Genomic DNA, 18,877 nt, shown 5'->3' on the forward strand with positions numbered 1-18,877 from the left:
CGCTGCCGTCATTGCGGCGCGGAACCGGCCGTCCGTGCAGTGCTCCGCGGACACCGCGGCATGCTTCTCACGTCACAGAACAGCAAGGTAGACGGTCCGTTCTGTCGTGACTGTGGGTTGGCGACGTATCGCGAGCTCACCGCGGACAGTTTGTGGCGCGGCTGGTGGGGCAAGTTCTCGTTGCTGGTCAACCCCGTGATTATGCTGGCGAATCTGTACCACCGGATCAGGCTCGGTGCGCTCGCACCGCCCGAGGTTCACCCGTGGCCACCGATGTCGCCGGGGAAGCCGCTGTATCGACGTTGGCAGGTCGTCGGCTTCGTGGTGCCGATCGCGGCAACGGCACTGGTGGCGTCGGCGATCTCGGCTGCGATGAATCCGACGCTGTCCGCACCGCCCAAAACTCCGATTCCGGCCTGGGCGCTCGGACCGACTACGACATCCGCCCCACCCACGCCGTGGGCGGGCACCGCCACGGCCGGGGACTGCCTGTACAACCGGAAGTCCGAAACCTGGATCGAAGACCCGCGACCTGACCTCGAACTGGCACCCTGCACCGACCCGAAAGCTCAGGTCGAAGTGCTGGGCGTCGACTCGACGCCCGTGGGTTGGTGCCGACGGAAATTTCCGCTCGCCGACGCCATCATCAACATCGACCGAACAGGGCCGATGGGGGACTTCATGAGGACCACGCTGTGCGTCCGAGTACTCAAATAATCAGTGCCGCAACAGGAATGGTGACTGAGGGCAGATGACACCCACCTCGTTTCATCCATTGCCGTCTCCGGGATCCAGGCCCCAACGCGACAACGGCATCCATACGAAAACTAGATTGTCTTGTGTGACAGGACAATCCTTCGTCCCCCAGGCTCAACATCCATCGGCCTACCTGCACGGCGACTCCGTCGTCGAACTCGACGACACGGGAGTGCTCGCACTCGCGCACGACCTGCGGCGAGGCAACCCCGATGACGTCGAGTTCGCTCGGGCCGCGTTCGTCTGGGTCCGAGACCGAGTCGGACACTCGTTCGACGTCGGCGACCCTCGCGTGACCCTGACCGCGGGCGAAGTGCTGCGGGAGCGAGTCGGCCTGTGTTACGCGAAGTCCCACCTCCTCACCGCCGTGCTGCGGGTCGGCGGCATCCCCACCGGACTCTGCTACCAGCGACTTACCCACGGTGACGGTCACGTCCTCCACGGCTTGGTAGCGGTGTACCTGGACGGCAAGTGGCACCGCCAGGACCCGCGGGGCAACAAGGCGGGGATCGCGGCCGAGTTCTCCCTGACGGCTGAACAGCTGGCGTGGCCGGTTGATCCCGCTCTCGGCGAGGTCGACTACCCGCAGGTGTTCGTCTCCCCGGCCGCGTCGGTCGTGAAAGCCCTCAGTACGACGAATGCGCAGTCGATCCACGACGTCTGCCTCCCAACCGAATTGGACGATCGCGACTCGAACGAACCCGAAACTCACCGGCCCACGCACCACTAGCTGCGCGAATCCGCTCGACCGAGACGGTGCTGTCCATCGGCTCAGCCGCGTCCAGGCCGCCCTCCTATGGGCTCGGACCCACTTCCGTTGACCCGGTTGTACATTGGCGTCCATGCACGTCGGGGTCTATCTCGCGCACCCGCGCCGATCCAGCTTCAATCACGCGCTCTTCCATGCCGTCGTCGATGAACTACGAGGGCGCGGATGCGATGTTCGCGCGTGCGACCTGTACGCCGAGGGTTTCGACCCAGCGCTGTCGAGCGGCGAGACCGGCACGGTCGAGTCAGCGCCTACGGCCGAGGATCCGCAAGTAGCGCGGCACCGGAGGGAAATCGCGGGGATGGACGCGCTGGTGTTCATCCATCCCAACTGGTGGGGCATGCCCCCTGCGATCCTGACCGGCTGGCTGCAGCGGGTGCTCGCCCCCGGCGTCGCCTACAAACTCGGCACCGCCGACGGGGAACCGGCGGGGCTGCTGACTGCGGGCCGGGCTCTGATCCTGAACACTTCCGATACCCCGCTGGATCGAGAGTTGGCGGAGTTCGGTGATCCGCTGCAACGGATTTGGGCCTCGTGTGTCCTGCCGTACGTGGGCGTCGACGACGTCCGACGAGTCGTCTTTCGCGCCGTCACCGACGCCACGGTGGAGGAACGCGCGAGTTGGCTGCGCCAGGCCCGCGCCGAGGCGGCCGCCCTGATCGCCTGAGTTCTCAGACGCCCCGCCGAACGGCGACGAAGAGCAGATGGACCCGACCGGGAGATCGCTACCTGGACATGGCTCGCCAACCCGCCTACTGGGCGTTGACCGCGTCGCGAACGGTCGATTCTTGGCGCCCGAGGAAGGTCGGCGAGGGGTTGAACAGGATCTCGTACACGGCTTTGGTCGCCGCGAGTTGGTCGCGAAACCAGCATTTGTTGTAGATGCCGTTGTGGGGTTGGGTGTCGTCGCCGATTCCGGTCGCGTCGATGCCCGCGTCGCGGCACAGGGCGATGGTGCGCGGCAGGCTGAAGTCCTGCGTCACCACGATCGCGTGTTCGACGCCGAAGATCTCGTGGGCGCGGGCACACGATTCGTAGGTGCTGAACCCGGCGTAGTCCAGCGCGATCTTGTTGGCGGGCACACCTTTTCGAATGAGGTAGTCGCGCATGGCGGTTGGCTCGTCGTAGGTGGCTCGCCCGTTGTCGCCGGTGAGAAGAAGCGCTTTCACCTTTCCCGACTCCAGCAGTCGGCGGCCGAGATCGAGTCGCGCGGCCAGGTATGGCGAGGGTTGGCCGTCGGTGTAGACCTGCGCACCGGGGATCAACGCGACTTGCGCGGCGGGCACCGAATCGACGGAGTAGGCGTAATCGCTGGCCGCGTGCCGAATCCAGGCAATCGAGCTGAGCCCGACAAGAGCGGCGAGTCCGACAGCGACCGCGACGACCCGCAACACCACGCGCGCGCGAACCACCGACCGAAGCTTCCCCCGACCTCGTGTGATCTGATCACGAAATCCCATGCGGAGAGTATGCCAGCCATGTGCGTCAGTGCCCCGCTGAAGAGTCGGTTCCCCGTTGCTATCGATACGATGCGTCGATCGGATTCTTCAGAAGGTGACCATGAGCATGACCTCCGCACACCCACCGCTTCCCGCCGACATTCACCGACGGTGGACTGCATCCGCGCTGATCCATCACGCGATCGGTGTCGACGACGACACGATTTCGATGCGCCGGACACCGGATTCGACGGTGTGGGCATTCGACGACGGTGGTGGCAACTGGGCTCAGCTGACCTGCCTCGGTGATGGCCGAGCGCTGCTCTGCGGCAACGACCACGAAAGCTCTGAGCTGCAGTTTGTGCAGCCCTGGCCCGAAGAAAAACTTCCGGTTCACGTCGCCGGGATGCCCGAGTGGTGGATCGCAGCCCTCGGCGAATTGTCGGACCGGCAGCGTCCCGTCGGTTTCGTTTACGGATTCGACGATTCCGGCTGGCGCCGCGCCTCCTACGAGCACGACGACGGTGCCGAGCACCTGTTGGAGTCGGTAGCCTCCGACGCGGCCACAATCCGCTCAATTGTCGAAGATTTGGAACTCGCCTACCAGGACGTCATCGACGACCTCGCCGAAGAGCTATCCGACGACGAAGACTGGACGGAGCCCGAATACACCCCAGACCTCGGTGCCCTCGCCGCATTGGTCGCAGCCGGCCCCGCGGCCACGCTGGACATGGTGCGCGCCGCATGCGGGCCCGTTCCGTGTGCTGACGATGCGGTGATCGCAGCGCTGGAATGCTTCGGCGAGATCGCGGAAACCGACGTGACTCGAAGCTGAGCTTCGGCAGCCTCGGCCAGACAGGTGGGCAGCAGACGTGAGAACTCAACGCGCGGAGTCAGTTTCCCGGGTCGTTCGCTGGTCCGGCGAGCGCGTTCGACTGCCTGAGCCGTCGGCGTCCATGCATCATCCCAACATGCAGCGGGCTGACTCCGCGAGGTGGATCGAGCTCGAGATCCCTCTTTGCATCGTGGCAGTAGCGTCGAACCCATCTATGCTCGGGCACCGTGTACGAGATTGCGAAAACGGCGGGTTACAGTGGTGCGCACGGGATCTGGAGTGTGAGCGACGCAGACCTCTTGGTTCCGCTCATCGGCTACGTCGATGCCGACGGATCCGTAGGGCTCGAGCGATTCCTTGCCGACGACGTCGGTGACGCCGCGCGGATCGCAGCCGAGCGGCTGGAGACGGGCCGGCCGGGCTGGCTGCACGCCGCGCTCGTCGTCGATTCGTTCCTGCGCTCGCCGACGGGGCGAACCGATGCGCTGGTCATCACCGCTGTCGAGTACTCCTCGCCACGACGATCGGTGCGGATGGCTATCCCATTTCGACCGCACACGGCAGCGGAGGGGTTCGCCGTGTACAGGCTGAAGTTCCTGGGGACCAGCGGATTCGACGAACCCGACTACGATGCGATCGCGGATGCCTTCTTCGTCGGCGTCGACTCTCATGAACAGGCCGCCGCAGTGTGGAACGCCCACCGGATCGACGAGTCCGTCTGATTCAAGACCGAATCCGTCTCTGGTCGGCGACTCTTCCCGAGCCGCGCTCCGAAGGGTCAATCCAGTGAACGGACACAGCGCTGAGGGGCGTCCCGCCAGAAATGGTTCCTTGGACATTGGTCGTTCGGGCTACCTCGGCTGCTGTGCCGCGTTGGCATCGCGCCGACGGCGATCAGGCTAGTGGATCAACTCGATGCCTCGGGACCGCAAGACCGCCTGGAGGTGGGGCGCGAGCAATTGCGCACCTAGAACGCGCTTCAGATTCGGGAGACGATGGAGGTCGTCGAGACTTGCGACGTCGAACTGCTCGCCCTCGCCGTCCCAGTGTGGGCAGCATTCGGCGTAAACCTGGCAGCCCCCGTCGAAGATGAGCTGTTCAATCCCCGCGAGCAGTTCGGCAGAAAGCTCGAGGCTCTCGAAGTATGTCTGAGCTTCCGGCATGACCTGGTCGTAGTAGTTGTCGGCGGAGTACTCCCAGAGGTCACCATCGAACCCCTGGGCTTCCAGCGTCTCTTCGAGCGACCAAGGCTCGAGCTTGGGGGACTCGCCGTACATGAGTTCTTCGATAACTGCCAGCTTGAGATTGAAGTCCACGAACTTAGTCACCCGCCCAATCTAGCGTCGGCCTACGACAATTACGCCTGACGATCCTCGAACCCGTTCACCCTCGGAGCTTCGGCGGCGGCAGGTGCCTGTGTCGATCTCGGCCGAACGCGCTGCCCTTGCTTTGGGTTCACCGGACGGTGCGCGCTCCGAAGGGCCAAATCCCACTACCGCAGACGCGGGGTCCGGCGGCGGAGTTTCCGACTATATGCCGGGGCACGCGGAGCCCCGAACGCTAGCTCAGACCGAAATAAACAGGGGCGACGCGCGCTTGGTAGACGGCGACCGCTGCGTAGGCGGCGCCGAAGACGATGAGTACCGCGGCGGCGCTGATGCGCACACGTCGGAGGCTTGTTGCGGGATCAGCCGGCCCGCAACGGCGTTCGACGACCAGGGGTGCGAGCGCAACGAAAGCGACGACCACCGACGTCTGCACGGCTGACCAGAAGAACCTGGAGGGGTCGAAATCCTGCCACAGGTAATGTTCGGCGACGTTGGATGTCACACCGCCTGCCCATGACGCGGTACGCAGCGAGATGTACAAGGAGGCGGACGCGGTCGCCCACCAGAGCAAGGCCGTGGTGACGAGCGTAGCGAGGATGCAGGCGGACCAGGCCGCCGCCATGCGGCCACGTTTCGCCTCGGTGTGAACCAGCGCCGAGCAGGGCACGGTGATGCCGAGTGCTACCGCAGCGGCCACGGTGATCGGGGTCAGCATCGAAAGTACGTAGAACGACGCGGCCACCACCCCTATCGGAACGCCGAATTCCTTCCACCACCATCCCGACGACGCACCGATGACAGCCGCGCCGGCGATCGACACAGTCACGACCACAACCACGGACGAGGCGATAGCGAAAGCGATGGTTCGGCGTGGGCCGGGTTCGGCGTGCGGCCGCGAATCTGCCGGTGGTGCTGAGTTGATCACTCGGACAATGTATTCGGTGTCAGGTTGTTCGCGGGCGTTGGTGGGAGGTCCCGTACGGGCAGGCAGTCGGATGCCCGAAATCGATTGTGCACGCGGACAGTTCGCAGACTGAGATCCTCGGGTACTATCGCCGACGGGGGAGCACGAGATGTCCGATTGTCTGTGGAAGTAGGTCGCAGGCGGCGGCAGCTACGGCTGCCCCGTCACGAGCGTTATACGACCATCTCCAGGGGATGAAAACTTGATCGACATGACACCGAACCCCACCCCGCGTCGCCGTTCCGTGCGACGTTCCGGCATCACCTCGGTCGTCGCGGTAGCGGCGGTGTGCGCGGCGCTGGTATCGGGCTGCACGAAGGCTGATTCGGACACCACTGCGGGCCCGGCGCCCACCGGTGCGCTGCCCGATGGTGCGCAGATCGTGAAGGAGTCGGCGAAGACCACGCAGACCCTGCACAACGTGCACCTGAAGATCAACGTCAAGAACCTGCCCGAGCTGCCGGTGGAATCGGTGTCCGCCGATGTCACCAACGAGACGCAGGGTTCGGGTGCGGCGATGGGTGACGCGAAGGTCAAGCTCACGCCCGAGTCGCAGTTCACCGAGGCGAAATTCCTTGTGGTGGACAAGGTCCTGTACACCCAGGCCGCCGGCCGTTACGTGCCCGCGGGCCCGGCGGAGAAGGTTTACGATCCGGGCGTCATCTTGGACAAGGACAAGGGCATCGCGAACGTGATCGCCAATATCCAGAACGCCAAGACGCAGGGTCGTGAGGTGATCGACGGGGTCAACACCGTGAAGGTGTCGGGCACCATCGACGCCGCCGTGATCGACCCGATCGTGCCCCGCATCGGCCAGAACGCGGGCACGATGCCGATCACCGTGTGGATCAAGGACACCGCCCCGCCCGCGTCGGATTCGACCAAGCCCTCGGACGCGCCGTCCACCGGCGACGGCCCCAATCTGGTTCGCGCCGTGGTGACCAAGGACCAGGGCGAGGTCACTGTCGGCCTGTCGAACTGGGCCAAGCCGGTCAACATCGTCAAGCCCGCCGGCTAGATCCCGGACGTACCGGATCGAACCACACCGGTCCGGGGTCAGTGGAGTGCGCTCCGCGGCCCCGGACCGGTGTGTCGTCTGGGTGTGCCCAGCGAAACGCGAATCATGTTCGCCCGCAAGCGCATCCGATAAGAGAATGTTCAGCCAGATGCAAGGCGCCGCAAGGACTATACGTGTCGGGACGCTGGTCGGCAGGCAACACGCTTCGACGCCGATCGGACACGGAGGAAGAACTAATGACGATCGATGATCGACCCGATGAAGACGAGCGCGAGCTCCCCGCACCGCCCCCGCCCGGGGGTCGGCCTCCCGTGAACAATGTCTGGGTCTATAACGGGAAAGCCTACGACCTCAGTGACTGGATTTCCAAGCATCCAGGCGGTGAATTCTTCATCGGCCGCACCAAGAACCGCGACATCACCTCGATTATCGGTTCGTACCACCGTGATCCGGAAAAAATCGCGCGGATGATCGAGCGTTACAGCCTCGGTCGCGATGCCATCCCCGAGGACATTCATCCGAAGAACAACGCCCCGGACTTCCTGTTCAAGGACGGCTTCAACAGCTGGGATGACACGCCGAAGTATAAGTTCGACAACAAGAATGACCTGCTGCACAAGGTGAAGGCCAGGCTCAAGGAACCCGAGCTGGCGGCCCGCCTGAAGCGGATGGACCGCGCATTCGACATCGTGGTCGGCGTACTGATCTTCGCCTACATCGCGGTGCAGGCCCTGCGCCTGTATGACACGAGCTGGATGCCGTTGCCCGCCTTCGTGATCGCGATGGTGCTGTTGCGTAGTTCGCTGGCAGGCTTCGGCCACTACGCGATTCACCGCGCGCAGAAAGGCTGGAACAAGTACGCGGTCAACGCGTTCGACATGAACTATGTCGCACTGTCTTTCGTCACCGCCGACGGTCACGCCCTGCTGCACCACCCGCATACCCAAAGTGAAGTCGACATCAAGAAGAACGTCTTCACGATGATGATGCAGATCCCGCGCCTGTATCGGGTGCCGGTGCACACCGTGCACAAGTTCGGACATCTGTTGACGGGCATGATCATTCGACTGCTGGACGTGTGTCGCCTGACCCGCAAGGTCGGCATCAAGGACATGTACGGCACCTGGCGTGGCGCGCTGCCGCACTTCATCGGCTCGTTCGGGATGCGGTTCCTGCTGGTGGCCGAATTCGTGGCCTTCGCGTTCGCGGGCGACCTGCTGGCGTGGGGTCTGCAGTTCGTGATCACGCTGTGGATCAGCACTTTCATGGTGGTGGCCAGTCACGACTTCGAGGTACCCACCGAGGAACTGCACACCGAGACCGAAGACTGGGCGGTCAACCAGCTCGAGCAGGCCTATGACCTGACGGTGGTCGGCAACAAGTACGTCGACTGCTTCCTGTCCGCGGGTCTGAGCTCGCATCGCGCGCATCACGTACTTCCGTTCCAGCGCAGCGGGTTTGCCAATATCGCGTCCGAGAACGTGGTGCGCGAGGAAGCCGCGAAGTTCGGCGTGGAATGGCTGCCCGCCAAGAGCTTCTTCGGAGATCGTTTCCCCAAGCTGGTCCGGATCTACTTGCTCGCGCCGTCTCGCGAAGCACAGGAGAACCGGTGGGGTTTCGTGCGCGAACACTGCGCACCCTCAGCGTTGAAGACCTGCGTGACCTATACCGCGCAGGGCTTCTCCGGCATCGGCACCGTCTGACCCGGCCCGCTGCCACCTCTGTTCTGTTTCGAAAGGAATTGTGCCCGTGTCTCTCTCCTTTGACCTGCTCCGCGAGCCCGATGTCGAGCGCGGGCACGACCTGCTACCGCCCACGCCGCCCACCACGGTCGGCGTGATCGAGGCGGTCGCCACCGGCTCCCCGTCGCTGGTCGTGGATCAGGCGGTCAACGCGGACCGGGTCGCGCAACTGTTCTCCGAGCCTGCTCAGCGACAGCGCATTCCGCGCATCTACGCCAAGACCCGGATCGACACCCGCCACCTGGCGATCGACCCGCTGGACCCCGAGTTCCTCGAATTCAGCCGCAGGCCGGGCACCATCCGGGAACGCATGAACCTGTTCTTCGAACACGCGGTGCCGTTGGCGGTCGACGTGGCCCGGCGTGCGGTCGAGGGTTTGGAGAACCCGGCTGAAGACATCGGGCAGCTGATCTTCGTGACCAGCACCGGGTTCATCGCCCCCGGCGTCGATGTCGCGGTGGTCAAGCAGCTCGGCCTGTCGCCCAAGGTCGGCCGGATGGTCATCAATTTCATGGGTTGTGCGGCGGCCATGAATGGCATCCGAGCCGCCGTGGACTACGTTCGGGCGCATCCGGATAAGAAGGCGATGGTGCTGTGCATCGAATTGTCTTCGGTCAACGCCGTTTTCGACGACGACGTCAATGACGTGATCACTCACAGCCTGTTCGGTGACGGTTGCGGTGCGGTGGTGATCGGCGCCGGTCAGGTGCACAAGCCGCTCGCCCCGGGCAGTGTCGTGATCCGCGACAGCTTCACCCATCTGTTCGACGACGCCGAAGACGGCATCGTGCTCGGCGTGAAAGACGCGGGCATCACCTGCGAACTGGCCACCAGTCTGCCCGACTACATCTACCGCGGCGTGGACCCGGTGGTCTCGGAAGTGTTGGCGCGCAACGGACTCGGCAAATCCGACATCGAACTGTGGGCGATCCACCCCGGTGGTCCTCGCATCATCGAGGAGTCCGCGCGCTCGCTCGGTCTCCCGGCCGAGCTGGCCGCGCCGAGCTGGGAGGTGCTCGCCGAGCACGGCAACATGCTCAGTGTTTCGCTGATCTTCGTGTTGGAGCGGATGATTCGCGACGCGCAGACCACCGCACCGATCTCGACGGGTGTGGCGTTCTCGTTCGCACCCGGTGTCACCCTCGAGGGCATCGTGTTCGATGTCATCCGCAGCTGAGAGCCGTCCATCATGCATTTGCTCCGTTTTCTCGCCGCGCTGTCACCGGCCAGGATCGCCGCGGTCGTGGCCGCCGGCCTGATCTGCGGCGCCGCCAACACCTACCTGGTGACGTTGATCAACGCGGTGGTCTCACCACGTCCGCAACCGGACAACCTGCTGCTTCGTTTCGGCACAACGGGTTCGGTGATTCTTGTCAGCGGTGTGCTGTCGCAAGTTCTGTTGATCCGCCTGTCCCAAGAGGCGATCTACCGGCTGCGCAGTGACCTGAGCTCCGGAATCGTCTCTGCCCCACTGGAACACCTCGAACGTCTCGGTATGCACCGTCTGATGGCCACGCTCACCGAGGACGTGCGTTCGCTGTCGCAGGCGGTCACCGCGATCCCGTCGATCTGCGTGGACGTGGCGACCATCGTCGGCTGCTTCGTGTTCCTCGCGGTGGTGTCGGGGCCGATCTTCGCGATCACCGTGGGTGGCACGCTGGTCGGAATCGCCTGTGTCGAAATGGTTCTCAAGCGCGTGCGCGGCATCTACCGGGAAGCTCGTGAGAACGAGGACGCGCTGCTGCGGTCGTTCCAGGCTGTCACTCTCGGCATCAAGGAACTCAAGTTGCACCGTGGCCGCCGCCGCGACTTCATGGACCGGCACCTGCTCGGTTCGGCGGGCACCCTGCGCGATCAGAACACCGACGCCGGCTCGAAATTCTCCTACGCCCAAGGGTTCGGCCAGGCGCTGCAGTTGGGCACGATGGCGCTGATCCTGTTCGGCATCGCGGCCGCGCTGGAGCTGCCGCGCGAGACGATGGTCGGGTACGTGCTGGTCACGACGTTCCTGGCGATGCCGATGCAGAACTTCATGCACCGCATTCCCGATCTGCTGCGCGGCGATGTCGCCCTGGACAAGATTCGCGCGATGAACCTGTCGATGACCACGCTGCACGACGAGCAGGCGCTGCCGTATGTCGAGCGTCCGGCGGTGGGGGAGGCCAAGCTGGAACTCACCGACGTCAGCTACGTATACCGCAGCGACGCACCATCTTTGGTGCCACCGCCACCTGGAGCGCACCCGGGCGGGCACGGTGGACCACCGCCACGTCCGGGGATGCCGCCACGAAACGGCCACCCCCACCCCGCCCATCCCGGCGGCGGCGCGGTCGACGTCAACGGCAAGAAGTGGATCGACCACGGCGGCAACGACATTCGCCCCCTGGCACCCCCGCCCGCCCTCGACGACGCTCAGGACGCCGGCTTTCGCCTAGGCCCGATCAACCTGGTCTTCGAACCCGGCCAGATCACCTTCATCGTCGGCGGCAACGGCAGCGGAAAGTCCACCCTCGCCAAGCTCATCACCGGCCTGTACGTCCCACGCACCGGCTCGCTGTCGCTCAACGGCGAGCGGATCGACCACGACAACATCGAGTGGTACCGCCAGAACTCCTCCGCGGTGTTCACCGATTTCCACCTGTTCGAGGACTACCTGGGCTTCGACCGCCCCGGCATCGACGCCGAAGTCCAGCGCTACCTCCACGAACTGCAGATCGCCCACAAGGTCACCGTCGAAAACGGCAGCCTGTCCACCGTCGACCTATCCCAAGGCCAACGCAAACGCCTGGCCCTGCTCACCGCCCTGCTCGAAGACCGCCAGATCTACGTCTTCGACGAATGGGCCGCCGACCAGGAACCCCGCTTCCGCGAGGTGTTCTACCGCGAGATCCTCACCGACCTGAAGCGCCGAGGAAAGACGGTCATCGTGATCACCCACGACGACCGCTACTTCGACTGCGCGGATCAGTTGGTGAAACTCGACTTCGGTCTGGTTGCCGTGTAGACGCGAACGGGCTGCGCGACTCGCCGTTGGGACGGGCGGATCAACCCGTAAATGGCGCGCCCGCGCGAGGCTGAACGACATGAAACTCAGGACAGTGATGTGTGTTCTCGGCGCCACCGTGGTCTTGCCCGCAGTGCTCGCCGGACCCGCGACCGCCGCACCATGGACAACCGACCAAGTAGTGGCCTACCTCTGCACCGAGGCTCACGACGCTGCCTTCTACCACGACTACACCGAAGCCGAGAAGATGCACCTGTGGAAGTTCAACGGCGACATCGTTCCCGAGGTGGAGGCCAGGAAGAAGGTCTTCGGCACCGGCGAGCTCAACGACACCACCCGCGCGGGTCAGTGCGGCGAGAAGCGGACCGAGTTCCTCGATGCCGTCGACGCGATCACCACTCGCGAGAAGGACACGCTGCGTGCGGAGTACCGCGACAACAACGCGGCGATCAAAGCCTTCCCTGCCAAGAAGCTCGCCGCCTTCAGCGAAGCCGGCCAGTCGGAGATGCGACGTAAGAACGAGAAGTACCCGCAGTGACCCGATCTCGGCGGTGAGGGAGTCGAAGTGAGGCGAGTAGCCTGGCACCCAGTCGACTGATGAGGGGCGAGGGCTATGAGTGGGAGCGCGGCAACGATGGTTGAGGTGGGCAAAGGGTCCAAGACTGATCTTGTCGACGGGCGGTACACGGTGCGCCTCGACCTCGACAGCCCGGCCGGTGCGGTGGACGTTGCCGCGGTGCTGCTGACCGCCGATGGCAAGGTTCGCTCCGACGCTGATTTCGTGTTCTTCAACAATCCGACCGCGCCCGGTGTGAGCCTGGAATCCGATGCTGTTGTCGCGGTGGATCTTTCGGCGCTGCCTGCTGAGATTCACCGGGTGGTGATCACCGGTAGCACCGAGGCGCAGGGGATGCGGTTCGGGGCGGTTGTCGGGCTGCGGGTGTCCGTTGTCGGGGCGAGCCAGTCGGTGACGTTCGTGCCGCCCGGTCTGGACTCCGAGACGGTGCTGCAAGCTGTCGCACTGTATCGACGGGGGAGTGGGTGGCGGCTCGACGCGATCGGTCAGGGGTACAGCGCCGGGCTGGCTGCGTTCGCGACCGATCACGGCATCGTTGTCGACGCGGACGAAGAGCCGACCGAAGTGGTTGCACCGCAAGCTGTTACGCCAACGCCGCAAGCTGCTGCCCCGTCGCCTTCGGTCGATCTCCGCAAGGTCGACGTCGTCCTGACCAAAGATTCCCCCGACCGCCGCGCCACCATCGACTTGCGCAAGGGCGACCCCGGCTATGTCCTGACCGTCGGCCTCGAATGGGACGGCCGCGGCGCGGTGTACGACGACTACGGCCGTTGCACCAAGCGCGGAGAAGGCGACCTCGACGTCTACTTCTTCTGCCGCAACGAGATCACCGGCGACTATGTGGTCCTGAGCGGCGAAAAGGGCCACCAGGGCGACATCACCAAGTGGCCGTTCATCCATCACCAGGGCGACTCCCGCGGCCCCGGCGCCAACAACCAACCCGCCCGTGAACAAGTCATTGTCCGCCCCACCGAAAACGGCGACCTGCTCCTGAATGTGTACCAATCCGTCGACAACGGCGCAGGCGCGATCGACAAGTTCGGTAACCCCCGAGTTCGAGTCCGCTACGGCCGCCCCGGCCCCGACGGCCTCCCGGGCGAGGACGCCGACCAGATCACCGTCATCGTCGGCAACGGAAAGAACGCCTTCTGGGCCACCGTCGCCCACATCGACGTCCAAGACGGAATCCTCACCGTCGACGGCACCATCCGCTACAGCCGCGCTTTCAGCGAGCGGATGCCCGTCCTCGACACCGAAGGGAACTGGGTCCGCTCCGCCAAGAACGGCCCGGTCGGCCGCAGCAAGAAGGCCAGCGGCCTCGGTTTGAGCCGCTACGAGGGCGAGTGCCCGACCCCTCGCTGAGCTCGAATTCACTTGTTGCGCAGCATATTGCGCGGCTAGCCTCGAACACTATGAGCGGCACAGTGATAGCAGTGAACAGCAACCGTGAGTACTCGTTCACCAAGCCGACCCGCCCCAGCATCCGTCTGCTGGCCGGCCTCGGCGTCGAAGGTGACGTCCACGCCGGAACCACGGTCAAACACCGCTCTCGCGTCGCGCAGGACCCGACCCAACCGAACTTGCGCCAAGTTCACCTCATGCACCAAGAGCTGTTCACCGAGGTCGCCGAGCACGGATTCGAGGTACTGCCCGGCGATCTCGGCGAGAACATCACCACGACCGGACTCGACCTTCTCGCCCTGCCCGTGGGCACAGTTCTGCGAATCGGCCCTGACGCCGTCGTCGAGGTGACGGGCCTGCGCAACCCCTGCGCCCAGATCGACAGATTCCAAGACGGCCTGTTGAAGCAACTCGTCCACCAGGACGCGACAGGCGCTGTCGTACGCAAGGCCGGAATCATGGGCGTGGTCACCGCCGGCGGCGAGATCCAGCCCGGCGACAGCATCCTCGTCGAACTGCCGCCCGAACCGTGGACCGCGCTGGACCGGGTCTAGAACAGCGTCGAATCCGGGCTTGCGCCTGACGTAAGGTCAGGTCCTACCGTCGACAACACCGGCGCACAGTGCGCTGGTGGAAGTGGGATGACACGGATGGACCAGCGCGTGTGGAAGGTCGGCGAGCTCGCGGCCGAGGCCGGACTGACGGTGCGAACACTGCACCACTACGACCGCATCGGACTGGTGCACCCCGCGCAGCGGACCAATACCGGCCACCGGCTCTACACCGAAAGCGACGTCGAGCGCCTCTACCAGGTCCTGGCCCTGCGCCAGCTGGGCCTCGGCCTGGACCAGATCGCGGACTTGCTCGAGGGTGCCGTGCCGATGGCACAGGTTCTGACGGCCCATCGCGACTACCTGGCGGCGCAACTGGCGGCGACCAGGGACCTGCACGCCCTGGTCGACGCACTGGCAACCACCGCGCAGAGCAAGCCGGAAACATCCACCGACCACTTCCTGGAACTGATCAGGAGGACCGTCATGGTCGACGACACCATCAAGAACTACTTCACCGAGGAGCAGCTGACACAGCTGGCCGTGCGCCGAGAAGAGTTGGGCGAACAGCACATTCAGCAAGTCGAAGCCGACTGGGCTGTGCTGATCCCCCAGGTCGACGCAGCGATCGCGGCGGGAATGGACCCCACCTCGCCCGAGGCGGGGCGCATGGCTGCCCAGTGGATGGAGCTTCTGGAAGGGTTCCATGGGGGTGATGAGGGCTTGCGCGACAGCATGTATCGGATGCAGGCCGAGGAGTCCGCCCGAATCGAAAGTGAGTACTGCGGACCGTCGCCCGCGCAGATCGCGTTCATCACGGCCGCGAATACTGCACGGGAGTAACGGGATCGGAGTCCGAACATCGCGCAGTAACGACTGAGGTAGTGCGTGCGCGTGGTGCGGGGGATGATTCCTGCGCGCCACGGCCGCCGCCTGAAACCCGGGCAGGGTGCGGTCTTCTCGGGAAGGACCCGAACATCGACGGGCACAGGAGTCTGCGGCATAGGCTTGACCGATGAATGCAACCCCACCCTTGACGGTGTCGCAGCGGACGGGATACATCTGCAGCGCGGTGGTCTGGCGCTGTGATCGGTTGACGACTTGGGCAGCGGTGGCGTGGTGATATCCGACCCGACACGCGACCCTGCGTCGGTCGAGATCGGCAACTTCCTTCCCCATGCGCCGTCCGACGTGTGGCACGCGCTCACCGATCCGAGTGTGGTGCAACGGTGGTTGATGCCGTCTACCGGATTCGTCGCATCAGTGGGAACCCACTTCGTCTTCACCGTCCCGCCACAGCCATCGTCGGCGGCCAGGCGGCAAGCGACCTCTGTCGGTGAGATCGCCTGCGAAGTTCTAACGGCCCGTCCGAGTGAGCAGCTGACCCTGAGCTGGGTCGACTTGCGAGCAGAACGGCCGACCCGCTGGGTTATCGACTGGACATTGTTGTCGCAGGGGCGTGGCACTCGATTGTTGTTGACGCACAGCGGATTCGATATCGAAGACCGCCGACAGAAGATGGCGCGCAACGGAATGGAACGGATGTGGCACGGCAGGTTGTCGCGGCTGCGCGACGTGCTCGACATCGGCCACCAGAACCTCTTCTAGTTGGATCGCCACGGCTCTGGAGTGGGAACCGCGCTGGTGACGACTGTTCCGCTGAGACCTGCGGCCAGAGGGATTCGCGGATTGCGTCACTGGCTGTCGGTATTCCAGGGTGCCGCCCGCATGTCCTCGATCGAGAGCCGCTGTCCGCGGCGCGGTTCACCGAGCGGAACTCCGACGGCGATCATCGACATCACCACCCAACCGGCGGTCGGTGCGAGGTCGGTGGTGAGGGCGTCGAGGTCGAAGGCGCGGAATTGGTGGCAGGCGAGGCCGATGGCCTGGGCTTGGATGGTCAGATGGGCGACGGCTTGGCCGAGATCGTAGTCGGCGAATTCCGAGTACGGGATGCGGGAATCGTCGACGAATCTGTGCGTCAACGTGACGATCAACAGACCGGCGTCCAACGCCCACCGAGCTGAACTGGGTGCCAGATGCATCGCGATCCGCTTGTGTTCCACCTCGCCGGGCCGGACGGGATAGAAACTCCACGGCTGTGAATTCCCCGCCGACGGCGCCCACCGCGCAGCCTCGAGCAGCAGTTCGACCGTCGCGTCATCCACCGCCGCCCCGGAATCGAACGCGTAGGGACTGAATCGCCCAGCCAGAAGCGGGTGAAGACGGGGCCGACCCGCAGAGGTGAACACTGTTGTCTCAACCAAGATCGCTTACGTCCTATGCCCGCTCGACATGGTTGCGCCACAAACTGCTTCGCCCGAACCGCGCGACGTGGTCTCGAGCTGCGAAGTGGCCATCGGGGGTGACACCGCGCATCGGCGGAATTCCCATGGCCCACTGGGTGATTGAGAATGCGGGTCGTGGCGTGATCCAGGCGGTGGTCATCCCTGTTCGGGGTAGTGTCGGCGTCGTGCAGTTCCGTGCGGTCGCGACATTCAACAAGTACGTCACCAACCACATCCAGGGGCTCTGGGCGTGGCTGCTCCCGCCGTGGGCGGTCGTGCATCACACGGGCCGGTCCTCGGGCCGCGCGTTCAAGACGCCGATTATGGGCTTCAAGACCCCGGAAGGCTTTGCGATCCCGATCCTCTACGGGCCGCAGAGCCACTGGGTCAAAAACCTGCTCGCCGCCGGTGGGGGCGAACTCCAGCGGGCGGGTAAGCGTTACAAGCTCATCGACCCACGGGTCGTCCCGGCGGCGGAGATCACCGCTAAGGGCATCGCTGGTCTCTACACCCGGGCCGGTAGATCGACGCTTGTCGCCACGCTCGGCGATCGCGTGTAGTGCTCGGCCCGGCGGATCCAAGCCACCCCCTCGCGTGGGATCAGCCAGCGTCCCGTTAGATGAAACAGCGATTTGCATCGGCTATCTGAGAGTTCTTCTGCGCCGCATGATTTCGCCCTGATGGTTATGCTTCGGGTTGCAGTTCGAGGGTTGGGGTGAACGACGCCGAAGGCAACCGATCAGATGAGAAGGCTGGGCGATGAATCAGGGAAGGGCTGCGCGCGAGGCCAGAAAGCGATTGCAAGACCCTGTGGCTGTAGCGGTGCGAAATCAGCGGATCAATCGGATGCATACCGAATCACGTGATCTGCTGGAGCATCTCGCCGATCGGTTGCCGCCCGATGTTCTCCAGACGTATCGGGGGTACAGCGATGCAGGGGAGTGGGCCATGCTCGTCGACGTCTTGTGCGCAACTCTCGTCAAACGTCAGATCCCCGTCACCGAGGCTGAACGGGGTGAATTGGCCAACGTGCTCGGTCAGTTCACCCTGCCGATAGATGGCTGGAACTACATCAACAACCCGGAATCCGTGCTGTCGCAGTTGAAGATTGTGTCGACATAGGTATCGAATAGGCTAGTTGGATTGTGACGGCCCCGGATCGTAGCTGAACCTATCTGCAACCCTTTGAACGTTGCTGAGTGCGGGCAAATGCCGACACATCGGGGTCGTTCGAACGTGCGGCCTCGGCGAGCAGTATCGTGTTTGCGGGGGTCAGCCGAACAATGGCGATAGCAGCGAATCTTCTTTTCATCGCGTCGGGGTCGGCAAGGTCGCGAGCCGGGTCACCCACCTCGTTTGATGCATCGTCGATCAACAACCGGGTAAAACTCGCTAGACGAGAATCGAGGTGGTCTATGCTGCCGCGCAAGACATCTGAATCCGCCGATGCAAGGAGCTGCATCACATCCCGGCGGATAGCCGGGTTCGTGTCGTCAATGAGGCCGATGGCCTTCGCAACCAATCGTGCGTCCCTTGCGGTTCCGGCCGCAAGTATCACTTGGATCGCGTCATGACGCACCCACGGATCGGAATTGGCCAGAAGTCTGCCGATATCGTTGAGAAGAGGACCGGCGCGATCAGACAGTTCCGCAGCTAGAAATGTTCCGGCCCGTACAACGTTGGTATTTTCGCTGCGAAGTAGGGGTGCAATCCGCCGAATGTCGTAACCAGCGAACAATCTGGACAGCAATTCCATCGTAGCAGTGGTGCGCTCGCGATCAGAGATGCCCGCGTCCCGGATTCGAGTGACGAGCTCATCGCCGATTTTCGTGTCGCCATTCACCTGCTTGGCCAACTCAATCCGCTCGCTCCGAGGGTGCCCATACCCAACGACCTTACGGTACAAGAAGATTAGTCACGGCTGTACGGGGATTCAGTCCACGTGGCGCCGCGTGCCTCAGCTGTAGCGGTTGATCGATGGCAGTTGGCACGACCGCCGATAATCGTCATCGCCGATCGGTCGACTCGGCGGCAGTCAGCCAAGCGTCGATGTTCTCGAAAGATCCGGTGCAGACCACGCGCCACGGGTTCGCCAACTCCCACACGTGCCGTTCCTCGGCCTTGCGGACCGTCATCGACCGCTGCGCAGCGCGGGCGGCCAGCAGTTGGAACCGGTCAGGCTTGTTCATGCGGGCCGCTTCGGCG

Annotated in this window: 22 protein-coding genes; 16 read left to right on the forward strand and 6 right to left on the reverse strand. The window is 64.2% G+C overall.

Annotated features, from left to right (window positions below; all coding sequences use genetic code 11):
- The first annotated feature begins 60 nt into the window (after positions 1–60).
- The 3 genes from ACFWVD_RS11065 (at position 61) to ACFWVD_RS11075 (ending at position 2,192) form a co-directional block, all read left to right on the forward strand.
- Positions 61–717 carry a hypothetical protein gene (locus tag ACFWVD_RS11065; protein WP_379241866.1) on the forward strand — a complete coding sequence of 219 codons (657 nt, stop codon included), beginning with the start codon at positions 61–63 and terminating at the stop codon, positions 715–717.
- A gap of 124 nt (positions 718–841) precedes the next feature.
- Positions 842–1,486, forward strand: a complete 645-nt coding sequence (locus ACFWVD_RS11070) for a transglutaminase family protein (protein ID WP_379241867.1) — start codon at positions 842–844, stop codon at positions 1,484–1,486.
- A 112-nt stretch (positions 1,487–1,598) separates the two neighbouring features.
- Entirely contained in the window at positions 1,599–2,192 is a 594-nt protein-coding gene (locus ACFWVD_RS11075; protein WP_379241868.1) for an NAD(P)H-dependent oxidoreductase, read from the forward strand.
- An 85-nt stretch (positions 2,193–2,277) separates the two neighbouring features.
- On the opposite strand, the gene ACFWVD_RS11080 is transcribed toward ACFWVD_RS11075, so the two are convergent.
- Positions 2,278–2,937: a vancomycin high temperature exclusion protein gene (locus ACFWVD_RS11080; RefSeq protein WP_379241869.1), complete on the reverse strand. Its 660-nt coding sequence runs from the start codon at positions 2,935–2,937 to the stop codon at positions 2,278–2,280.
- 154 nt (positions 2,938–3,091) lie between these two features.
- Here ACFWVD_RS11080 and ACFWVD_RS11085 point away from each other — a divergent pair, with 154 nt between their 5' ends.
- Together ACFWVD_RS11085 and ACFWVD_RS11090 are read left to right on the forward strand one after the other, a co-directional pair.
- Positions 3,092–3,799, forward strand: coding sequence for a hypothetical protein (locus tag ACFWVD_RS11085; RefSeq protein ID WP_379241870.1), 708 nt, complete (start codon positions 3,092–3,094; stop codon positions 3,797–3,799).
- Positions 3,800–4,026: 227 nt separating this feature from the next.
- A complete protein-coding gene (locus ACFWVD_RS11090; protein WP_379241871.1) occupies positions 4,027–4,521 on the forward strand; it encodes a hypothetical protein in 495 nt (164 codons plus the stop codon).
- A 177-nt stretch (positions 4,522–4,698) separates the two neighbouring features.
- Here ACFWVD_RS11090 and ACFWVD_RS11095 read toward each other — a convergent pair whose 3' ends face one another.
- Both ACFWVD_RS11095 and ACFWVD_RS11100 read right to left on the reverse strand, forming a co-directional pair.
- Positions 4,699–5,127, reverse strand: a complete 429-nt coding sequence (locus ACFWVD_RS11095; RefSeq protein ID WP_379241872.1) for a DUF6892 domain-containing protein — start codon at positions 5,125–5,127, stop codon at positions 4,699–4,701.
- A gap of 232 nt (positions 5,128–5,359) precedes the next feature.
- Positions 5,360–5,953 (reverse strand): hypothetical protein, encoded by a 594-nt coding sequence (locus ACFWVD_RS11100; protein ID WP_379241873.1) that lies wholly within the window; start codon positions 5,951–5,953, stop codon positions 5,360–5,362.
- A 349-nt stretch (positions 5,954–6,302) separates the two neighbouring features.
- Here ACFWVD_RS11100 and ACFWVD_RS11105 point away from each other — a divergent pair, with 349 nt between their 5' ends.
- The 9 genes from ACFWVD_RS11105 to ACFWVD_RS11145 all read left to right on the forward strand — a co-directional run bounded on the left by ACFWVD_RS11105 (position 6,303) and on the right by ACFWVD_RS11145 (position 15,992).
- Positions 6,303–7,109: an LppX_LprAFG lipoprotein gene (locus tag ACFWVD_RS11105; protein ID WP_379241874.1), complete on the forward strand. Its 807-nt coding sequence runs from the start codon at positions 6,303–6,305 to the stop codon at positions 7,107–7,109.
- 236 nt (positions 7,110–7,345) lie between these two features.
- Positions 7,346–8,812: a fatty acid desaturase gene (locus ACFWVD_RS11110; RefSeq protein ID WP_379241875.1), complete on the forward strand. Its 1,467-nt coding sequence runs from the start codon at positions 7,346–7,348 to the stop codon at positions 8,810–8,812.
- A 46-nt stretch (positions 8,813–8,858) separates the two neighbouring features.
- Entirely contained in the window at positions 8,859–10,028 is a 1,170-nt protein-coding gene (locus ACFWVD_RS11115; RefSeq protein WP_379241876.1) for a type III polyketide synthase, read from the forward strand.
- A gap of 12 nt (positions 10,029–10,040) precedes the next feature.
- Complete coding sequence (locus ACFWVD_RS11120) at positions 10,041–11,855, forward strand: ATP-binding cassette domain-containing protein (RefSeq protein WP_379241877.1); 1,815 nt, start codon at positions 10,041–10,043, stop codon at positions 11,853–11,855.
- A 79-nt stretch (positions 11,856–11,934) separates the two neighbouring features.
- Positions 11,935–12,393, forward strand: a complete 459-nt coding sequence (locus ACFWVD_RS11125) for a hypothetical protein (RefSeq protein WP_379241878.1) — start codon at positions 11,935–11,937, stop codon at positions 12,391–12,393.
- 96 nt (positions 12,394–12,489) lie between these two features.
- Positions 12,490–13,794 carry a TerD family protein gene (locus ACFWVD_RS11130; RefSeq protein ID WP_379241879.1) on the forward strand — a complete coding sequence of 435 codons (1,305 nt, stop codon included), beginning with the start codon at positions 12,490–12,492 and terminating at the stop codon, positions 13,792–13,794.
- Between the two features lie 71 nt (positions 13,795–13,865).
- On the forward strand, positions 13,866–14,387 hold the full coding sequence (locus tag ACFWVD_RS11135; protein WP_379241880.1) for an MOSC domain-containing protein: 522 nt from the start codon (positions 13,866–13,868) through the stop codon (positions 14,385–14,387).
- Between the two features lie 87 nt (positions 14,388–14,474).
- A complete protein-coding gene (locus tag ACFWVD_RS11140) occupies positions 14,475–15,227 on the forward strand; it encodes a MerR family transcriptional regulator (RefSeq protein WP_379241881.1) in 753 nt (250 codons plus the stop codon).
- 273 nt (positions 15,228–15,500) lie between these two features.
- On the forward strand, positions 15,501–15,992 hold the full coding sequence (locus ACFWVD_RS11145; RefSeq protein ID WP_379241882.1) for an SRPBCC domain-containing protein: 492 nt from the start codon (positions 15,501–15,503) through the stop codon (positions 15,990–15,992).
- Positions 15,993–16,078: 86 nt separating this feature from the next.
- On the opposite strand, the gene ACFWVD_RS11150 is transcribed toward ACFWVD_RS11145, so the two are convergent.
- On the reverse strand, positions 16,079–16,636 hold the full coding sequence (locus ACFWVD_RS11150) for a nitroreductase family protein (RefSeq protein ID WP_379241883.1): 558 nt from the start codon (positions 16,634–16,636) through the stop codon (positions 16,079–16,081).
- A 113-nt stretch (positions 16,637–16,749) separates the two neighbouring features.
- Here ACFWVD_RS11150 and ACFWVD_RS11155 point away from each other — a divergent pair, with 113 nt between their 5' ends.
- Together ACFWVD_RS11155 and ACFWVD_RS11160 are read left to right on the forward strand one after the other, a co-directional pair.
- Positions 16,750–17,232, forward strand: coding sequence for a nitroreductase family deazaflavin-dependent oxidoreductase (locus tag ACFWVD_RS11155; RefSeq protein WP_379241884.1), 483 nt, complete (start codon positions 16,750–16,752; stop codon positions 17,230–17,232).
- A gap of 286 nt (positions 17,233–17,518) precedes the next feature.
- The gene (locus ACFWVD_RS11160) at positions 17,519–17,794 is read left to right on the forward strand and encodes a DUF6189 family protein (protein ID WP_379241885.1); all 276 of its coding nucleotides are present in this window, start codon (positions 17,519–17,521) and stop codon (positions 17,792–17,794) included.
- Between the two features lie 49 nt (positions 17,795–17,843).
- Here the strand turns inward: ACFWVD_RS11160 and ACFWVD_RS11165 are convergent, their stop codons facing one another.
- Together ACFWVD_RS11165 and ACFWVD_RS11170 are read right to left on the reverse strand one after the other, a co-directional pair.
- Positions 17,844–18,527 carry a hypothetical protein gene (locus ACFWVD_RS11165; RefSeq protein ID WP_379241886.1) on the reverse strand — a complete coding sequence of 228 codons (684 nt, stop codon included), beginning with the start codon at positions 18,525–18,527 and terminating at the stop codon, positions 17,844–17,846.
- Positions 18,528–18,678: 151 nt separating this feature from the next.
- Positions 18,679–18,861 carry a hypothetical protein gene (locus tag ACFWVD_RS11170; RefSeq protein WP_379241887.1) on the reverse strand — a complete coding sequence of 61 codons (183 nt, stop codon included), beginning with the start codon at positions 18,859–18,861 and terminating at the stop codon, positions 18,679–18,681.
- Positions 18,862–18,877 lie beyond the last annotated feature (16 nt).

The sequence above is a fragment of the Nocardia sp. NPDC058666 genome, assembly GCF_042714895.1.
Taxonomy (GTDB): Bacteria; Actinomycetota; Actinomycetes; order Mycobacteriales; family Mycobacteriaceae; genus Nocardia.